We start from the raw sequence: 17,390 nt of genomic DNA, 5'->3' as shown, positions 1-17,390 counted from the left end.
GCCCACCCTTTCTTGCGTTGCAAGCAACGCGTATTCTTCACGAAACCGCTTTTTGCCCCGAAAACGAGCAGGATGGTGACCGGCGGCCACCATCCCCTGCAGCGGGTCAGCATTTCATCGTGATGGTCTTTGCTTCCGTATAAAATTCAAAGCTGTGGCGGCCGCCTTCGCGCCCGATTCCGCTCGCTTTGGACCCGCCGAACGGCGTGCGCAAATCACGTACGTACCAGCAATTGATCCAAAGCAGCCCCGCATCCACCTGTGCGGCTACACGGTGTGCGCGGCGCAGATCGTTCGTCCAGACGACACCGGCCAGCCCGTAAATCGAGTCGTTCGCGATGCGGATCGCGTCTTCCTCGGTTTTAAACGGAATGACGACCAGCACCGGCCCGAAAATTTCTTCCTGTGCGATGCGCATGCGGTTATCCACATCGTAAAAGACGGTCGGCTCGTAAAAGTTGCCTTTGTCCATGCCGGCCACACGCTTGCCGCCAGCAGCCAGCTTCGCTCCCTCCGCCAAACCGATCTGTACGTACTGATCGACCGTCGCCAAATGGCTTGCCGATACGAGTGCACCCATATCGGTGGCAGGATCGAGCGGATCGCCGACCTTGATCTTGCTCACAGCCGCTGTGAATTTGTCGAGGAACGCTTCATAAACGGATTCCTGCACCAGCAAGCGCGAGCCAGCCAAGCAAATTTCCCCCTGATTGCGGAAAATCGCCTCGATCGAACCGGCGACGGCTTCATCGAGGTCTGCATCTTCAAACACGATGTTGGCCGATTTGCCGCCCAGCTCAAGCGATACCGGAATCAGTTGTGATGCAGCGTTTTTCATGATCGTCTTGCCTGTCGTCGTTTCGCCGACAAACGAGATGCGGCGCACATACGGATGGGTCGTCATCGCCGTGCCGACCGTGCTGCCTGGGCCTGTGATGATGTTGAGAACGCCCGGCGGCAGTCCCGCTTCATTGGCGATTTCCCCCAGCATGACGGCGGACAGCGGCGTATAGGACGCCGGCTTGACGATCACGGTATTGCCGGCGGCGAGCGCGGCCGATGCTTTCCACGTCATCTGCATGAACGGCAAGTTCCACGGGATGATCAGGCTCGTGACGCCTGCGGGTGCATATTTGGCATAGGACAGATAATTGCCTTTGTCATAGTGCTCATGGTTGACATACTTGGCCATCTCGGCAAAAAAACGCAGGTTTTGCGCCGCGCGCGGAATGTCAAAGCCGAGGCTCTCCTTGATCGGCTTGCCGACGTCGAGCGTTTCGACCATCGCCAGCTCTTCCACACGTTCCATGACCAGATCGGACATTTTGCACAGAATCTTGGCCCGATCGTCTGCCGACATCTTGCTCCAGACACCGCTTTCAAACGTCTTCTGCGCGACCTCGGCGGTTTTTTGCACATCGTGCTCGCTGGCGTTGGCGACCGATGCCAATTTTTCATTTGTGGCGGGATTGATCGTATCGAAGGTCTCGCCGGACATAGCGTCGACATACTCTCCATTGATAAACAGCTTGGCATCCTTCAACGTGGTTCCACTCATCCGCGATCCTCCTCAATCTCCAAGATCATCTCGATCTCCACGGCCGTATTGTTCGGCAGCTGTGCCATGCCGACAGCGGAGCGCCCATGCCGCCCTTTTTCGCCGAACAGTTCGACGAGCAGATCCGAGGCGCCGTTCATCACTTGCGGCTGGGCTGTGAATTCCTCCGTGGAATTGACGAAGCCCAAAATTTTGACGACCCGTTTCACTTTGCTCAATTCCCCGATCTCCTGCTTGACGGTCGCAAGCAAGTTCAGCATCGATTGGCGTGCTGCCAGGTAGCCTTCCTCGACCGTCAGCTCCCGGCCGAGCTTGCCGTGGTACTCGTCCACGCCTTGCCCTGCCGTAAACAAGAGATTGCCTGTTCGCACGCAGCCGACGTATGTTCCGACCGCCTGGCGCGGCTTGGGCAAAGTCAGGCCCAATGCGCTCAATTTATCTTCTGGTGTCATCGCGTTCGATCTTCCTTTCCGGTTATGGCAGCACGTTCAAAAAGCGCAGCGCATTTTCTCCAAGCATGGATCGTCTCTGTTCCTCCGTGAGCGAAACCGTCTCATCGATCACCTGTCCGGGCGGAATTTCCCGCAGCAGGAACGGATAGTCCGAGCCCATGATCACTTTGTCATGCCCAAAGCGATCGACCATGTATTTGATGTTCAGCGGATCGTAAACCAGCGAATCGAAATAAAAGTTTTTTGCATAATGGCTGGGCGGATGTGTCGTCAGGCGCAAATGCGGCCATACGTGCCAGCCTTGGTCCAGCCGTGGCAGAATGTACGGGAAGGAGCCGCCGCCATGGGCAAAGCAGATTTTCAGCCGCGGGAATTTTTCCATGATCCCGCTTGCGATCAGGCTGGCTGCAGCCAGTGCCGTCTCGCTCGGCATCCCGACAGTGTACATGAAATTGTGGCGAGGCGTCCGCTCTTTCGCCATCGTTTCCCACGGATGGATAAACAGCGGGACTTCCCACTTTTCGCACATCTCAAAAAACGGGATCAGCGACGGGTCATCCAGATTGCTGCCGTTGACGTTCGTGCCGATTTCGATTCCTTTTAGGCCCAGCTCATGGATGCACCGGTCCATCTCGCGGATCGCGGTTTCCACATCTTGCAACGGAACGGTGCCTAGACCGATGAAGCGCTCGGGATTGGCTTTGACGGTATCGGCAATAAAATCGTTTTGCAGACGCGACATGACGGCCGCTGCCTCCGCCGGTGCCCAGTAGGAAAACGTGACGGGAATCGGCGAGATCACCTGAATGTCCACACCCTCGCGATCCATGTCGGCGATGCGCTTTTGCGGGTCCCAGCATTGGTCGGTGATTTCGCGGAACACTTTGCCGCCCACCATGATGTTGGCTCCGCAGGCGCATGTTAGATGCATGATCGGCCAGCGTTCACCCTCGTACTTTTGCGAAAAGTCAGGCAAATCTACCGGGATAATATGCGTATGAAAATCGACGCGCTTTACTTGACCTGCCATTCTTTCACTTCCTCCGGCATCACATGGCCGCAAGATTTGCATGTACGCAGATCTTCGCTGGAGTTGAACGCGTTGATCGCCTCTTTTACCTGAACTTCAATATTGGTCAATTGCACACGAGTGCGGTGCATTTCAGCGTCGCATTGATCGCAGAACCAGACGAAATCTTCCAGCTCGCCCTCTGCGCGGTTTCGCTCGATGACAAGCCCGATGGTGTCTGGCACGCGGTGCGGGGAATGCGGTACATTGGCTGGCAGAAGGAACATTTCCCCTTCCTTGACCGTCACAACCTCGCGTTTTCCTTCGGCATTGATGATTTCCACATAGCAGTCGCCTTTTAATTGATAGAACACTTCTTCGGACGGATCGACGTGGAAATCGCGGCGTTTGTTGGGGCCGCCCAAAATCATCACCATCAATTCGGCGTCTTTCCAGATCACCTTGTTGTTCACCGGCGGTTTCAAACTGTCTTTGTTTTCCTCAATGAATTTCCACAGATTGATAGGCTTGATCATCATGTAGCCTCCCCTTTTTTCAATGGATGATTGGAATGTGTTCACCCAAAACTTTTTTACTGCCGGATGCAGGTTTCTCTTCCTTTTTGACGAATAGCATAGATTGACTTTATTCCCATGCGTTTTCTCGTTGGCCGCTTGAAAATGCGCAATGCTCGGGGATGAAGTCTTTTTTTGCTACCTACGCTCGATACCCTAATTTTTTTGACAGCTCTTGCGCTGCTTTCTGTATTTCGGCGATGATCTGCTCCATTTTTTCTGCTGAAAAACGGAAATTCGGACCAGCGCAGCTGATCGAGGCCACCACTTCGCCCAGATGGTTGAAAATAGGCGCTGCGACGCATTTTAGGCCAAGCTCGATCTCCTCATCATCGATCGCATAGCCGCGTTCGCGAATCTCCTGCATATGATTGCGGATTGCAGCAGGGTCGGTCAGCGTGTAGGAAGTGAACGCTTTCAAATCCGTCTTCGCCAGAATCTCTTCCTGCTTGTTCTCGTCCAGAAATGCAAAGATCGCTTTGCCTACCCCTGTGCAGTAAAGCGGCGCTCGCTTGCCGATCTGTGAATACATGCGGAGCGCTCCCGGTCCTTCCATTTTCTCCACATACACGATCTCGTTTTCGTCGCGAACGACCAGATGCACCGTCTCCTGCAGCTTTTCCACCAGCTCCCGAATGATGGGATGTGCCAGCTTTCTCAGTTCCATTCCCCCGCCGACGAGGTTTCCCAGTTCGAACAGACGGAGCCCCAGCTTATACTTCTGATCGACCGGGCTCTGCTCCAAATACCTTCTGTGCTCCAACGTTTTGATTAATCCGTGTACCGTGCTTTTGGACAACTGCAGCCTGTCGCTGATCTCCTTTACGCTAAGCTCCGTGACGGAAGGTGTAAACAGATCCAGAATATCCATCGCACGGACTACCGATTGAATGTATCGATCGCTCATTTCCACCCCCTTCTCATTCGACATTGTCGAACGCCATTCGATAATATTGACTTACAGGATTTATTATATTTTTCCAGCTGGCAAAACGCAACCTATTTTTTGTGTTTTCTGACCATTTCAACAAACCGGTTATATTCGTTTGAAGGAGCAACGAACAAGCCCGATGCCGGCATGGTGAGCCGAATCGGGCTTGATTTGCGTGATTATGCCTTGAAATTTTCGCCTTGTTCTTCCGCATACTGCGCTTCCCTGCGCAAAATTTCTTCCATGGAGACATTGAGCGCCGCTTCCGGGCCTTGGAAGTTCTTTTTGTAGTAGCCGTAGTCCATGATCAAAAGCAGCACGAACATGCCGATCAGGGCGTAGGCGGCGTTTTGGTTGGGCGGGACGATCATCAGGATGGAGATGAAGACGATCCAGAGCAGTGTCAGCACATTGATCGGCTTGCTCCATTTGCCCAAATTCCACGGGCCGTAGTGCTTTTGCTTGAACAGACCTTTTCCTTCTGCAACCAGCTTGAGATAGACCGGGATGCCGTAGGACACGTACAGGCCCACAACGGAAACGGCGGTGAGGAAGGCAAGCGTGCTGTAGCTCGTATCCGGATTGATCAGCTTCATGATGCTGTCGAACAGCGCGAGTGCAAAGGAAAGGATGACGACCAGCCAGATCGCTTTCGCCGGTGTGCGGTATTTTTTCGAGATTTGCGCCCAATGGCGGGACAGCGGCATTCCGTTATCGCGTGAAAACGCATACATCATGCGGGAGAACGACGTGATCCCGGAGCAGCCGCAGAAAAACATCGCCAGGGTGACCAGCCACAGGATGACGCTGCCGAATGTGCCGCCCAGCGCTTGGCTGATGATGTAGATGAACGGGTTGCTTTCGCCGACAGCGGCCCCCGCGTCTTTGATCGAGAGCGTCACCATTGCCAGCATGATAAAGCCGAAAACGAACGAAAACGCAACTGCGCTGAAAATCCCCCACGGTGCGCGCACGCGCGGATTGACCGTTTCCTCGATCGTATGCGCCGAGGCGTCATAGCCGGTATAGGTCCACTGCGCCTGCAGCAAGCCGATCAAAAAAGCGAGCAGATACGGCTTGTCGGAAAACGTCTGACCAACCTGGAACAAGTATTCGACCGGCTGCAGCTTGTCTTTGGTGAAAAACGCCAAACTAACGAATAAAATGAGCACGACACCGATATGATACCAGGCAGAGAAGTCGTTCAGTTTGGCGACCAGCTTGATGCCGACATGGTTGAAAATTCCGTGGATCAACAGCGTGATGGCAAACAGGATCATCGTCGTCGTTGTAGTGGATTCATAGCCGAACGACGCGCCGAGCAGCGGGTCGGCAAACGTCGCCACCGAATATTCGATCCCGGCCACAATCCCTACCATCCCGATCAGATTGATCCAGGCGGTATACCAGCCCCATCGTTTGCTGCCGAGAATCGCCGCCCAATGGTAAAGCGCACCCGCCGTCGGAATCGCCGAGGCCAGCTCCGCCATCGAGGCTGCGACCAGCAAGACAAACAGGGAGACGATCGGCCAGCCGAAGCCCATCATTCCCGGCCCGCCGTATAAGAGCCCGTGGCCGTACAACGATACGGCACCGGTCAAAATGGAAATCGTCGAAAAGGAAATCGCGAAGTTGGAGAAGCCGCCCATGTCCCGCAGCAGCTCCTGGGCATAGCCAAATTGGTGCAAATATTTCTTATCTTCCTGCAGCTGGTTACTACGGTTAGACCCTTGCATCACCTTGTTCCTCCTTTCGCTACCTCTCATCCGTGTTTTTTGGACCCGATAAAGCTTTCGTGTTTCCGCTCGTCAAAATTGCGAACCGACTGATTTGCTTTGATGAATATGGCGACCGCCACCGCAGCAGTGAGCAGCAAAATGATCATCCCCAGCGCAAACATGACTCCCTCACCTCCCTTCCTCTCGCGCGTTTTCCTTACAGGCTGAGCTTGACGCCGCTCGCTTGCTGTTCGAGCATTTTTTTCAAAACCGTGCCAATGTGCGCGCCTGCTTCTACAGGCGACGTCCCCCCACGGTGAATATTGGAGATCACGGTGCGATCCGATTCAACGGTTCCTCTGCGCGGACGGTAGCACATGTAGGCGCTCATGGAATTGGCCGTCACCAGGCCGGGGCGCTCGCCGATCAACAGCACGAACACATCCGGCTGCAAAATCTCGCCGATATGGTCCATGCAGGCGACCCGCCCGCCTTTGACGAAAAACGGCGTTCCAACGCTGAGTCCATAAGAAGCCAGCGAGTCAAGCAGCGCCGGGTACACATCGCGCAAATTCGCTTCCACCGCGCTCGCCGACAAGCCGTCGGAAACGACGACCTGCACCTGCGGTTTCAGTTTGCAGCGCTCTTTGATCAGCGCGACACCCTGCTCGGTGATGATCCGCCCCAAATCCGGCCGCTTCAAATACGTTTCCGTGTTTTCGTGCGTCGTTTCCACGGAAAACAGCCGAAACTCCTGCAGCAGCCCCTCGCTGACTTCCCCGTACACGGCATCGACCGCTGCGGCATGGTCGACCCGCAGCTGGAGCATCGTTTTGGTCAGCGGACGCGTCCCTGTGCGCCACACCCCGATGCGGCCAGGGGTGCTTGCCAGAAGCTCCTCCAATCCTTCCTTCCAGCGCGGCTCGGGAATATTGGCGATGCGGGCCGGCTCCGCCTCTTCAAACAGCGGCTGGCTCAGCCTGTCGCCCAACGACTGCGCGGCTGTCAACGTTACAGGCCGGGTTTCACTCTCCTGCGTACGCGCCGCCTTTTCGCTGCCTTCTGCCTCAGCCAGCTTTTTCGCCAGCTCCGCCATCACTTTGTCAACCAATCGATCGAGTTCCAGTTCCATCTTCATCTCACTTGTCACCCCGCTCTCCCATTAGGCTAAAAAGATCGTCGGATCGCCCGCCAACGGCGTCAGCCTGCCGTTTTCCATGATGCCCTGCCGCTCCAGCCACCGCTCGAAGGCCGGGGCCGGACGCATGCCGAACAGCTCGCGCAATGTCGCGATGTCATGAAAGCTGGTCGACTGGTAATTCAGCATGCAGTCGTCCGCCATCGCGACCCCGATCAAAAAGTTGACGCCTGCAGACGTGAGCAGCACGCCCAAATTGTCCATGTCGTTCTGGTCGGCCTTCATATGATTGGTGTAGCAAATGTCCACGCCCATCGGCAGCCCGTGCAGCTTGCCCATGAAATGGTCCTCGAGTCCGGCGCGCATGACCTGCTTGCTGTCGTACAAATACTCCGGACCGATGAAGCCGACGACCGTGTTGACGATGAACGGCTTGTATTTGCGCGCGAGTCCATAGCAGCGGGCTTCCAGTGTCACCTGATCGACACCGTGGTTCGCCTCCGACGACAGCTCCGAGCCTTGACCGGTCTCGAAATACCAGCAGTTCGGCCCGGTGGAGGTCCCTTCCTTATGCACCAACTCGTTCGCTTCGTCCAAAAGCTCGACATCGATGCCAAACGCGCGGTTTCCTTTCTCCGTGCCCGCCAAGCTTTGAAACACCATATCCGCCGGCGCACCCGCCCGGATCGCCCGCATTTGCGTGCTGATGTGGGCCAGCACGCAGTTTTGCGTCGGAATTTCCCATTTCGTCATGACTTCCTTGGTCATCAGCAAAATGTCCTTCACGCTGTCCATCGTGTCAATCACCGGATTGATTCCGATCACCGCATCGCCGATTCCGTAGGAAAGCCCTTCGTAAATCGCCGCCTTGATGCCCTGGATGCTGTCGTTCGGATGATTCGGCTGGAGTCGTCCCGCCAACACGCCGCGCTGTCCGATCGTGATGTTGCAGTGCGTTTCGTTGCGGATTTTCGCTGCGCCCGCGACCAAATCGAGATTGGTCATCAGCTTGGCAGCGGCCGCGATCATTTCGCTGGTTAGCCCGCGGCTGATCCGCTTCAGCTCGTCGGTTCCCGTTTTGTGGCTCAAGATGTATTCGCGCAGCTCCGCTACGCTCCAATTTTTGATTTCTCCGTAAATTTTTTCATTGAGGCCCGATTCGATGACACGCGAGACCTCGTCCTCCTCAGGCGGAATCAGCGGATGATTGCGAATGTCGGCCAGCGTCATATCTGCCAAAACGAGCTTGGCTGCCATCCGTTCGCGGGAATCGGCAGCGGCGATTCCGGCCAGCTGGTCGCCCGAGCGCTCTTCATTCGCTTTGGCCATTACCTCTTTCAAGTCGCGGAATTGGTAGGTTTGCCCCAACACCGTCGTGCGCATGTTCATCTTTTCACCCCTTTTCCTGGTCGGCAAAAGCCAGCGTCTTGATGACCACAGGGATCATCGTGCCGGAAATCGGCTCGCCCAAGTCGATGTAATCGCCGTGCTCGACTTTGACCTGATCGATGCAGATCACATCCGGCTTTCCCTTGCATCGCAGCGACAGCGACTGCCCCAGCGCTTTCGCCATGTCATGCTCGCATACGACCACCAGGAGCGGATGATCGGGAAACGCGCGGCGAAACGCATTCGCCAGTTCCTCGGCGATCAGCTGCAAGGTCGCATAGGAGCAGTACGGCAGACCGCTTACTGCAAAGGCAAAAGGCCCCTTCCCCTCAAACAGACGGCCTGCTGTTGCCATCGACTCTTCCACCAGCTGCCGAAACGTCTCTACCGACAACGGGGAGGATCGCTTTTCTGCCAAATCCAGCTTGATCACCGGCACATTTTTGATCGGCAAGAGCGTGGGATGAAGAAACACCGTGGACCCGCTGATCTCCGTCGCCTGCATCCCGGCACCGATGACGGTGGCCCGCACGGTTTGCTGCGGAACCGCGACGCGCCAGCGGTAGCGCGGCAATTCCTCTTTCAGCGTTTGGGCCAAAAGCGGCCCCATATCGCCATGCCGTGCCGTTTCCACCATCGTTTTCGGAGGCGGCTGCAGCATCATTTGGCCGACGCCGCCTGAAATCATGATCTCCTTGATTGGCGGAACCGTGGCAAGCTGTCTTCCCAAAACAAGGCTGCGCCCCGCCTTTGTCTCGCTATCGCCTGCCAAATACCGCAGCATGCTCTCCCCAAGCGCTCTCGTAAGCTCCCGCAGCTCGTCAAAGCGAATCGTCTGCCCGACTGCAACTGCCATCCCTTTTAACGCCAGCCACTCTTTCAAATGGGGGGAAAGATAGCGGATCTCCCCATGCTCCGACAGCCGAATCAGCCGGCCGCCGACATGGAAGGTTACGGTGGCAATCGCCCGTCCTCGCTCAAAAAAGGCGACATTGGCGGTGCCGCCGCCGATATCGACATTGGCCACGACGCCGCGAATCTCTTTGGAGCGGGCCTCGGCGCCGGCGCCTTTGCCTGCCAATACCCCCTCCAAATCCGCTCCGGCCGTCGCCACGACGAAATCGCCTGCACGTTCGGCCAGCTTGTGGACAATCTGCTGTGCATTGGCTTTCGTCGCCGACTCCCCGGTGATGATCACCGCTCCCGATCCGACATCGGCCAACGTAATGCCAGCCGCGCGATATTCCGCTTGCAGCAAGGCAAACACCTGTTCCGCATCAATCTGCGTCTGGTCGAGCAGCGGCGTTGTATAGACCGGACTCGCATAGAGCAGCTGGCGCTCCACAATCTGAAAGCGCGGCAGCGAAAACGCGCTCGACATTCGCCCCAGCCGCAAGCGGCTCACGATAAACTTGGTGGTGCTTGTGCCCAAATCGATGCCGACGCTTCTGATCCATTGCTCCTCCATACGCTCACCCACTCATTTTCGTAAAAAAAAGCGCCTCGAAAGAAACCAGACTGCGACCGTGCAGCCGTTTTCTTGCCAAAGCGCCATTGCTTTGTCGTATGTACTTGTCGCGGTTATGCATTCAGCAGCTCTTGCGCCAATTTCGCCATTGAAACGCGCGATTCCATGCTTTGACGCTGCAGCCATTTGTACGCTTCTTCTTCGCCCAGCTGAAGCGTGCTCATCAGCTTGCCTTTGGCCCGTTCCACGATTTTGCGCTCCTCCATCTTTTGCTTCAGGTTTTCGATATCTTGCTGGAGCGAGCTAACCCGGTCGCGCTGGCTTAGCGCGATTTCGATCGCCGGGATCAAATCCTCCTCGGACACCGGCTTCACCAGATAAGCCGTCACGCCCGACTGCCGCGCCTCCTGGATCAGTTCCCGATGGCTGTAGGCAGTCAACAGCAAAATCGATGTGTGGGAAAACTTGCGGATGATGTCGGCCGCTTTGATCCCATTCATGACCGGCATCTTCACGTCCATAATCACCAGATCCGGCTTGTGGCGGTAAGCAAGCTCGACAGCTTCCTCGCCGTTTTTCGCCTCTGCCACCACCTCATACCCTTCCCGCTGGAGAATTTCCGTCAGGTCCATGCGGATGATCGGTTCGTCATCCACCACGAGAATTTTATAGCGGCTCATGGATAACACCTCTCTGAATGGGATAGATGATGCTCACCTGTGTGCCAAATCCCGTATCGCAAAAATGCAGCTGCCCTTCCAAATCTTCCTGCACAAGCGTTTCGACGATCTTCAGGCCGAGATGGCCGTTTTGCGCGGTGCTGCCGGTAAAGCCGATGCCTTTGCCGTCATCGGTGACCTGAATCAAAAGACGCTCCCGCTCCTCTTCATGGCGGATCAGCACGCGGATGGTACCGCACTCGCGCTCCGCCAACCCATGCAGGACGCTGTTTTGAATCAGCTCGGTGACGATCAGGGCAAGCGACGTTGCTTTCTCTGACGGCAACTGAACCGGGTCGACATCGACCGCGATGGCGATTTGCTGCTTGGGCTGGGCCATGGAGGAGACGATGGTTTTGGCGATTTTATCGACGATCTTGCGCAGATCGACCCGCTCCAGTCCATCCTGCGCCAAATATTCATGGATGATGGCGATGCTGTTGATCCGATTGATGCTTTCCTTATAAACCGTCTCCAGCTCTTTGGACTGCGAGCGGCGCATCTGCAGCCGCAGCAGGCTCGAGATGGTTTGCAGATTGTTTTTGACCCGATGGTGAATCTCCTTGATCACGGCCGATTTGATCATCAGCTGCTTTTCTTTTTCCTTGATGTCCGAGATGTCGCGCAGCAGAATCAACCCGCCGACGGGGTTTTGCTCCCGAAAGATCGAGACGGCTTTGACCAAAAGCGTCGCCTTGCCATATTGCAGCTCTTCGAACATCATGCCGCCGTGCTGCTCGAGATTTTCATCGGAAAACTTGCCGTAGAAAAACCGCTCGATCAGCTGCCCCTTGATCGGCGAGCCGTAGCCCATCCGCGCCATCAGCTCGTACGCGCGGGAATTGGCGTAGCTGATCACCCGGCGATGATCGAATAAAATGATGCCTTCGTGCATCAGCGAAGGTACCTGATGCTCCTGCATCGCCACCTGCATCAGCGTTTCCGACAGATGCTCGGTCGTTTCGATCAGCCGCTCCACGTTTTTTTCCTGCTCGACCTTTTCCGAAATGTCCTGCTCCATGATCAGGGCGCCAATCGTCTTGCCTTCCGCATTTTTGATCGGAACCACGCTTTGCTGCATGACGGTGTGTTCCTGGGAGATCGCCCTCGCCCCGATGACCGGTCGGCCCGATGTCAGGCAAAACAGCACGGCTGGCTCGTTTTTGGCCAATGCCAGCTCGCCGACCACAGAGCTTTTGTACAGCGATTTGGATGTAGCGGGCGAGGCTTGCGCGACGACGATGGCGGCGGATTTATCCTCGACGGGGCAGTCGATAAAGACGTCTGCCTGCGAGATGTCCGCGATGATCTGCATGTGGCGGGCCATCTCGTCGATGATCGCAGCATCCGCTTCGGTCAAAACGGTGGTGTTTCTGCAAATGTCCATGACGGTATCCATCGACAGCCCCCAAACTATCAGATTATTTCATCTATTTTATTTTCGCTAGGGGCCGCTTCATTCCTTTTTCCGTCCGATTTTTCTACGTTTTCAATGCATCCAGCAAAAAGCGGCGCAATTCCGCAATGCCCGCACCGGTCGCAGCCGATGTGAGAAATACCGGTTGATCGGGAGCAAGCGACTCATGCAAAAGCGTTCTGGCCCGCTCTGCATCCGCATCCGGATGATCCATCTTGGTCACCACGCCGATCGGCGCGACGGGAAAGCCTTGCGAAAAGCCTGGCGGAAAATAGTTGCGGTCGCGCGTCGCATCCTGCACCATGAGCAAAAGGCCCGCTTCCAGCGAGGTGGCCATCAGCGTCCGGTAATACAGCGGATTTTCGCTGTATTCGCCCGGCGTATCGATGATCCAGTCGTGGAATTCCAGCGTCTGTGTCTTTCGCGCGGGTTCATCGTCGCCTTCGAGTGCGCGCACCAGGGACGATTTGCCTGCTCCAACCGCTCCGATGATCATGACCCGCTTCATCCCGGAAGCCTCCTTTCACGATCTCGTCAAAATCGCCGGCGCAAAGCGCAGCTTCGTGGACAAAAACGTATTCACCGCTTCGATCGCCATCTCCACTGCCGATACATCGCCGACAACGATCAACGAGCCGGTAAACCGGTCGAGAAAGCCCAGATCGACATTGGCAGCCTTGGTCGCGATGTCCGCGGCGATGATCGAGCTTTCCGTCGGCGTCAGCGTCATGATCCCGATGGCGCCCAGTTCCTTGATGCCTAGCTTGGTATACAGCACCGGGTCGGGGTTGGCGATCACATGGGCCAACGTGACCTGCTTGCCCGGCACATACTCCTGGATGACGCGCTGTCGGTCCTGCTCCATTCCCTTCCCCCTACTCTGCGACTTCAAACGAATCCACGATGCCGACGATCACGGCATCAATCGGCGCGTTCCCCTGGCCGAACAGGATGCGGGCGGGCGTCCCCCGCGAAACGATGACACGCTCGCCGACGCCTGCGCCGATGCGGTCGGCGGCGATCACAACCTGGCCGCTCTCGCACTCCTTGGTATCGATCGGCTGGACCATCATCAGCTTCAGGTTTTCCATGCCGGTTTCCTTTTGTGTCGCCCAGACGCTTCCAATCACTTTGCCCAAAAACATACGATCACCCTTTGCCGATGAATTGCAGCGCGATCCCTTTTTCCCGCAGCATGTCTGCGGCAAGCGGAGAGACAATCGCCCCTTTTGGGATGACGAGCGCGCTGGTGGTGGAAGTCAGGTTCGCCCGCAGCCAGTCTGCCGTCAACAGTCTGCCGTCAAACACCGGCTCCTCTTGCGGCTCGCCTGCCTGCCCGGTTTGACGCTGCTCTGCTGCAGACAGCAGCTCTTGCTTGCGGAACCAGGCGATCGCTCCTTCCGCCAACTGCCGCTGCGGGCGCAATTGCACCCCCAGCTCACGCATTGCCGCCAAATGTCGGGCAAACAGCGCCTGATAGGCCGGCGGCAAGGAGACGGTTTGCAGCGTTCGCCTGTCCGCGCGCTTGATCCCCGGCACGTCTTCCCCGACAAAAACCGGCTTGCCTGTCACCAGCGCGGCGAGCACGATTTCCGCTTTTACCGTTCCTTTCATACCGGCTGCCACCCGCGCCGCATTGTCGAGATCGATTTCCGGCACGATGATCGCGTCGTACTCGCGGGGAACCTCCAGCGGTGCCGGCGCGTATTCATCGATGGCAATCAGCTTCCCCGCGCCGCCGCATTCGATCCGATGCATGCCGAGCCAAGACGATGTCTCGCCATCGAGAAAAAGCAAGTCGTGGCATATGCCGTGATTTTTCAACGTGATGAATTGGTCCAAAAACGGCTCGTGCGCCGTGCTGTCACAGAACAGGTACAGCACCTTCGGAGCGGCTGGTTTTTGCTCCTGTGCCATCTGGGCTAACAGCTCGCGCGTGATGGCTGTGATCATTTCTTTTACATCCATCAACGTCACCCAGCCTCCCCTCTGTGCAGCACGCCGTTTTTACCTGCGACCAGGACGGAATCGCCGGTTTTCAGGTTGGCGGCGTTGGCCTCGTCCAGATCGATGTGAAAGTCGAGCGCAAACTGGGGGGACACGCGCACCGGCACATCCGGGAAGATGATCGGGCGCTCTCCGGCCGTTCGCAAAACCAGGGAATCGCCATGTGCCACCCCATACTGCTTCGCCTCTTCCACCGACATGTGGACATGGCATTTGGCGATGATCACCCCGCGCCCTAGCGTGACGAAGCCTTTTGGACCGATCAAGGTGATTCCGGGCGTTCCCTCAATGGAACCGGACAGACGGACAGGCGGATGGATGCCGAGGACGAAGCCATCGGTCCGGGAGATTTCCACCTGGCTTTCGCCGCGCGCGGGCCCGAGCACACGCACATGCTGGATCATCCCTTTCGATCCGTGCAGGGTCAAAACTTCCGCTGCGGCAAATTGGCCGGGCTGCGACAAATTGCGCAGCGGCGTCAGCGTGTGCCCTTTGCCAAACAGCATTTCCACATGCTCCTGCGACAGGTGGACATGCCGGTTGGAGACGCCGACAGGTATGGAAGACGGCTGGTCATTTGCAGCTTCATTCGGTTGTGACGGCTTCACCTGAATTCCTCTCCCCTTCAGAAAATCGATGGCTGCCGGGGTGATCTTGTCGCCCGCCCCTACCGGAAACGGGTTGGGGATCCCTGCGGAAAGCATTGACCGCAACGATGATTCGGTTATCAGCGCCATCGGCTATTCCCTCAGCCTTCCAGGCGAGGCAGGATCAGTTCAATATCGGAGTGCGGGCGCGGGATGACGTGGATGGAGACCAGCTCTCCCACCTTTTCCGCAGCTGCCGCGCCCGCGTCCGTCGATGCCTTGACCGCGCCTACATCCCCGCGCACCATGACGGTGACCAAGCCGCCGCCCACATGCACTTTCCCAATCAATTTCACATTGGCCGCTTTCACCATCGCATCCGCTGCTTCGATTGCACCGACCAATCCTTTTGTTTCCACCATGCCAAGCGCTGACATTTCTCCCGCCATTTCAAAAAACCTCCCTTATTCATTCATCAAGCTTTCCATTCCGCCAGCACGCTTTTGATGATCGCCATGACCTCTTCACGGCTGATGCCGGACGCTGTGCCCGTCGCTTGTGTCGCTTGTGGCTGGCTTGCCGACTGCTCCGGCATGTCGCGTATGCCAAAGGCGACCCGTTTGATGTTCAACAGATGCTTGGGGCCGATATTATCCGATGTAATGTTGTTGCCAAATGAGCCGCAGCCCAGCGTCATCGAGGGCAGAATTCCCGTCGTCGCGCCGATTCCGCCAAACGTCGTGCCCGCATTCACCACAATCCGCGATGCCGGCTTCTCCAGCGCGAACGCCTCGATGACCATGTCGTCCTCACAGTGCAGCCCGAGCGTATGCCCGAGTCCGCCAAGCTCCAAAAGCTCCATGCAGCGCTGGCAGCCTTCCCGCCAATCGGCAACCGTATAGAGCGCCAGAATCGGCGACAGCTTTTCAATGGAGAACGGGTGCGTCTTCCCGACGTGCACTTCTTCCGCGATCAGCACGCGGGTGGAGGAAGGAATCACGATTCCCGCCATCTCCGCGATCTTGTGCGGGGAGCGGCCCACGAGCTGTGGATTGAGCCCGCCGTTGACCATGATGACCGCAGCCACGCGCGCTTTCTCCTGTTCATCGAGAACGTATGCGCCTTGTTCGGTCAGCTCGCGAACCAACTGCCGCTTGATGCTTTGGTCAACCACCAGTGCCTGTTCGGACGCGCAAATCGTCCCGTAGTCAAACGTTTTGCTTTGGATGATGCGCCGCACCGCTTGCTTGAGATCGGCGCTCGCATGCACATACACCGGCACATTGCCGGGACCCACGCCATACGCCGGCTTTCCGGAACTGTAGGCCGCTTTCACCATCTGCGTCCCGCCCGTGGCAAGGATCAGGTCGGTCAGCTTGTGCCGCATCAGCTCGTTGGTGGCGGCGAGCGTCGGTTTCGTGATGCAATGGATCAGACCCGCCGGGGCTCCCGCCTGCTCTGCCGCATGGCGCATCACCATCGCTGCCTCATGCGAGCAATTCGCCGCCGAAGGGTGTGGACTGAACACGATGGCATTGCGCGCTTTCACCGCAATCAGCGATTTGAACAAAATCGTCGACGTCGGGTTGGTCGACGGCACGATCCCGGCCACAATGCCGACGGGCTGCGCCACTTCCCACACTTTGTTCGCTTCATCCTTGCCGATGATCCCGACCGTCTTCACATCTTTCATCGCGTTGTATACGTCGCGCGCGGCGAATTCGTTTTTTACTTTTTTGTCAGCCGCATTGCCGAAGCCGGTCTCCTCAACCGCAAGCGCAGCCAGTCTCTCTGCTTCGCGCAAACCCGCATCGCACATGGCGCGCACGATCGAATCGATCTCGGCTTGACTGAGCGCTTCCAGCTGTTTTTGCGCCTGTGCAGCTTCCTGCAAACAGTTGCGCACCTCTTGCACAGATGCCAAATCAGGGTCCAGCATCATTTCTTCTCGTCACCCCGCTTTGCCTCGAACTCGCGCAGGTGCAGAAGCAATTCCTCTTTGCGCGCTGTGCTGATCTCCACGCCGGTTAGCGGAAAATCGGCAAGCGAACGCGCCAGCTTGCGCAATTCTGACACCGATTTATGCTCGAGCCCTTCTGTAACCGCTTCCAATTGTTCCTGCTTGTGCTCCTTGCCTTGCACCAGCTGCCATATCATGCGCGGCACGCTCGCATCCGGCCTTGCAATCACATGAACGTGCAGCAATTTGCCCACGCGGGATGCCGCTTGTGCACCTGCGTCGACCGCAGCTTGCACGGAAGACACGTCGCCAATGACGTAGACGGTCACGATGCCTGCATCCGCACCTTGGTATGTCACGATTTTGACATCCGCTGCCTTGGCGGCTGCATCGGCGGCGGCCACGAGCGCCGGGAAGCCCCACGTTTCAATCATGCCAAGTGAAAAAGCTGCTCCTTCCATC

Annotated in this window: 20 protein-coding genes; all 20 read right to left on the bottom strand. The window is 56.9% G+C overall.

Annotation, left to right across the window (positions count from 1 at the left end):
- Window positions 1–106: 106 nt before the first annotated feature.
- The 20 genes from ACTID9_RS09145 to ACTID9_RS09050 all read right to left on the bottom strand — a co-directional run bounded on the left by ACTID9_RS09145 (window position 107) and on the right by ACTID9_RS09050 (window position 17,389).
- Window positions 107–1,558: an aldehyde dehydrogenase gene (locus ACTID9_RS09145; protein ID WP_441070884.1), complete on the bottom strand. Its 1,452-nt coding sequence runs from the start codon at window positions 1,556–1,558 to the stop codon at window positions 107–109.
- The gene (locus ACTID9_RS09140) at window positions 1,555–2,010 is read right to left on the bottom strand and encodes a RidA family protein (protein WP_441070883.1); all 456 of its coding nucleotides are present in this window, start codon (window positions 2,008–2,010) and stop codon (window positions 1,555–1,557) included. The genes ACTID9_RS09145 and ACTID9_RS09140 overlap by 4 nt, the downstream gene beginning before the upstream one ends.
- A gap of 22 nt (window positions 2,011–2,032) precedes the next feature.
- Window positions 2,033–3,040, bottom strand: a complete 1,008-nt coding sequence (locus ACTID9_RS09135; protein ID WP_441070882.1) for an amidohydrolase family protein — start codon at window positions 3,038–3,040, stop codon at window positions 2,033–2,035.
- Window positions 3,025–3,558: a 3-hydroxyanthranilate 3,4-dioxygenase gene (locus ACTID9_RS09130; protein ID WP_441070881.1), complete on the bottom strand. Its 534-nt coding sequence runs from the start codon at window positions 3,556–3,558 to the stop codon at window positions 3,025–3,027. The genes ACTID9_RS09135 and ACTID9_RS09130 overlap by 16 nt, the downstream gene beginning before the upstream one ends.
- A gap of 178 nt (window positions 3,559–3,736) precedes the next feature.
- On the bottom strand, window positions 3,737–4,501 hold the full coding sequence (locus ACTID9_RS09125) for an IclR family transcriptional regulator (protein ID WP_441070880.1): 765 nt from the start codon (window positions 4,499–4,501) through the stop codon (window positions 3,737–3,739).
- A 203-nt stretch (window positions 4,502–4,704) separates the two neighbouring features.
- Window positions 4,705–6,261 (bottom strand): amino acid permease, encoded by a 1,557-nt coding sequence (locus ACTID9_RS09120; protein WP_441070879.1) that lies wholly within the window; start codon window positions 6,259–6,261, stop codon window positions 4,705–4,707.
- Window positions 6,262–6,287: 26 nt separating this feature from the next.
- Window positions 6,288–6,425 carry a hypothetical protein gene (locus tag ACTID9_RS09115; RefSeq protein WP_441070878.1) on the bottom strand — a complete coding sequence of 46 codons (138 nt, stop codon included), beginning with the start codon at window positions 6,423–6,425 and terminating at the stop codon, window positions 6,288–6,290.
- 35 nt (window positions 6,426–6,460) lie between these two features.
- Complete coding sequence (gene eutC / locus ACTID9_RS09110; RefSeq protein ID WP_441072515.1) at window positions 6,461–7,375, bottom strand: ethanolamine ammonia-lyase subunit EutC; 915 nt, start codon at window positions 7,373–7,375, stop codon at window positions 6,461–6,463.
- Window positions 7,376–7,405: 30 nt separating this feature from the next.
- Window positions 7,406–8,770, bottom strand: coding sequence for an ethanolamine ammonia-lyase subunit EutB (locus ACTID9_RS09105; protein ID WP_441070877.1), 1,365 nt, complete (start codon window positions 8,768–8,770; stop codon window positions 7,406–7,408).
- Between the two features lie 4 nt (window positions 8,771–8,774).
- Complete coding sequence (locus tag ACTID9_RS09100; protein WP_441070876.1) at window positions 8,775–10,238, bottom strand: ethanolamine ammonia-lyase reactivating factor EutA; 1,464 nt, start codon at window positions 10,236–10,238, stop codon at window positions 8,775–8,777.
- Between the two features lie 113 nt (window positions 10,239–10,351).
- The gene (locus ACTID9_RS09095; protein ID WP_441070875.1) at window positions 10,352–10,918 is read right to left on the bottom strand and encodes an ANTAR domain-containing response regulator; all 567 of its coding nucleotides are present in this window, start codon (window positions 10,916–10,918) and stop codon (window positions 10,352–10,354) included.
- A complete protein-coding gene (locus ACTID9_RS09090; RefSeq protein ID WP_441070874.1) occupies window positions 10,905–12,356 on the bottom strand; it encodes a sensor histidine kinase in 1,452 nt (483 codons plus the stop codon). The genes ACTID9_RS09095 and ACTID9_RS09090 overlap by 14 nt, the downstream gene beginning before the upstream one ends.
- 82 nt (window positions 12,357–12,438) lie before the next feature.
- A complete protein-coding gene (locus ACTID9_RS09085) occupies window positions 12,439–12,882 on the bottom strand; it encodes a EutP/PduV family microcompartment system protein (protein WP_441070873.1) in 444 nt (147 codons plus the stop codon).
- Between the two features lie 15 nt (window positions 12,883–12,897).
- Window positions 12,898–13,239, bottom strand: coding sequence for a BMC domain-containing protein (locus ACTID9_RS09080; RefSeq protein WP_122917421.1), 342 nt, complete (start codon window positions 13,237–13,239; stop codon window positions 12,898–12,900).
- Window positions 13,240–13,249: 10 nt separating this feature from the next.
- Window positions 13,250–13,519: a EutN/CcmL family microcompartment protein gene (locus ACTID9_RS09075; protein ID WP_122917420.1), complete on the bottom strand. Its 270-nt coding sequence runs from the start codon at window positions 13,517–13,519 to the stop codon at window positions 13,250–13,252.
- Window positions 13,520–13,523: 4 nt separating this feature from the next.
- A complete protein-coding gene (locus tag ACTID9_RS09070) occupies window positions 13,524–14,342 on the bottom strand; it encodes a hypothetical protein (RefSeq protein WP_441072513.1) in 819 nt (272 codons plus the stop codon).
- A 5-nt stretch (window positions 14,343–14,347) separates the two neighbouring features.
- Entirely contained in the window at window positions 14,348–15,118 is a 771-nt protein-coding gene (gene pduL, locus ACTID9_RS09065) for a phosphate propanoyltransferase (RefSeq protein ID WP_441070872.1), read from the bottom strand.
- Between the two features lie 11 nt (window positions 15,119–15,129).
- Entirely contained in the window at window positions 15,130–15,417 is a 288-nt protein-coding gene (locus tag ACTID9_RS09060) for a BMC domain-containing protein (protein ID WP_122917418.1), read from the bottom strand.
- Between the two features lie 26 nt (window positions 15,418–15,443).
- Window positions 15,444–16,910 carry an acetaldehyde dehydrogenase (acetylating) gene (locus tag ACTID9_RS09055; RefSeq protein ID WP_441070871.1) on the bottom strand — a complete coding sequence of 489 codons (1,467 nt, stop codon included), beginning with the start codon at window positions 16,908–16,910 and terminating at the stop codon, window positions 15,444–15,446.
- Window positions 16,907–17,389 carry a BMC domain-containing protein gene (locus ACTID9_RS09050; RefSeq protein ID WP_441070870.1) on the bottom strand — a complete coding sequence of 161 codons (483 nt, stop codon included), beginning with the start codon at window positions 17,387–17,389 and terminating at the stop codon, window positions 16,907–16,909. Before ACTID9_RS09050 ends, ACTID9_RS09055 begins: the two co-directional genes overlap by 4 nt.
- Between the last annotated feature and the right edge of the window lies 1 nt (window position 17,390).

Source organism: Brevibacillus fluminis (assembly GCF_052072235.1).
GTDB lineage: Bacteria > Bacillota > Bacilli > Brevibacillales > Brevibacillaceae > Brevibacillus_D > Brevibacillus_D fluminis_A.
Note: the sequence above shows the minus strand (reverse complement) of the source record. Positions and strands in the feature narration are given on the sequence as shown.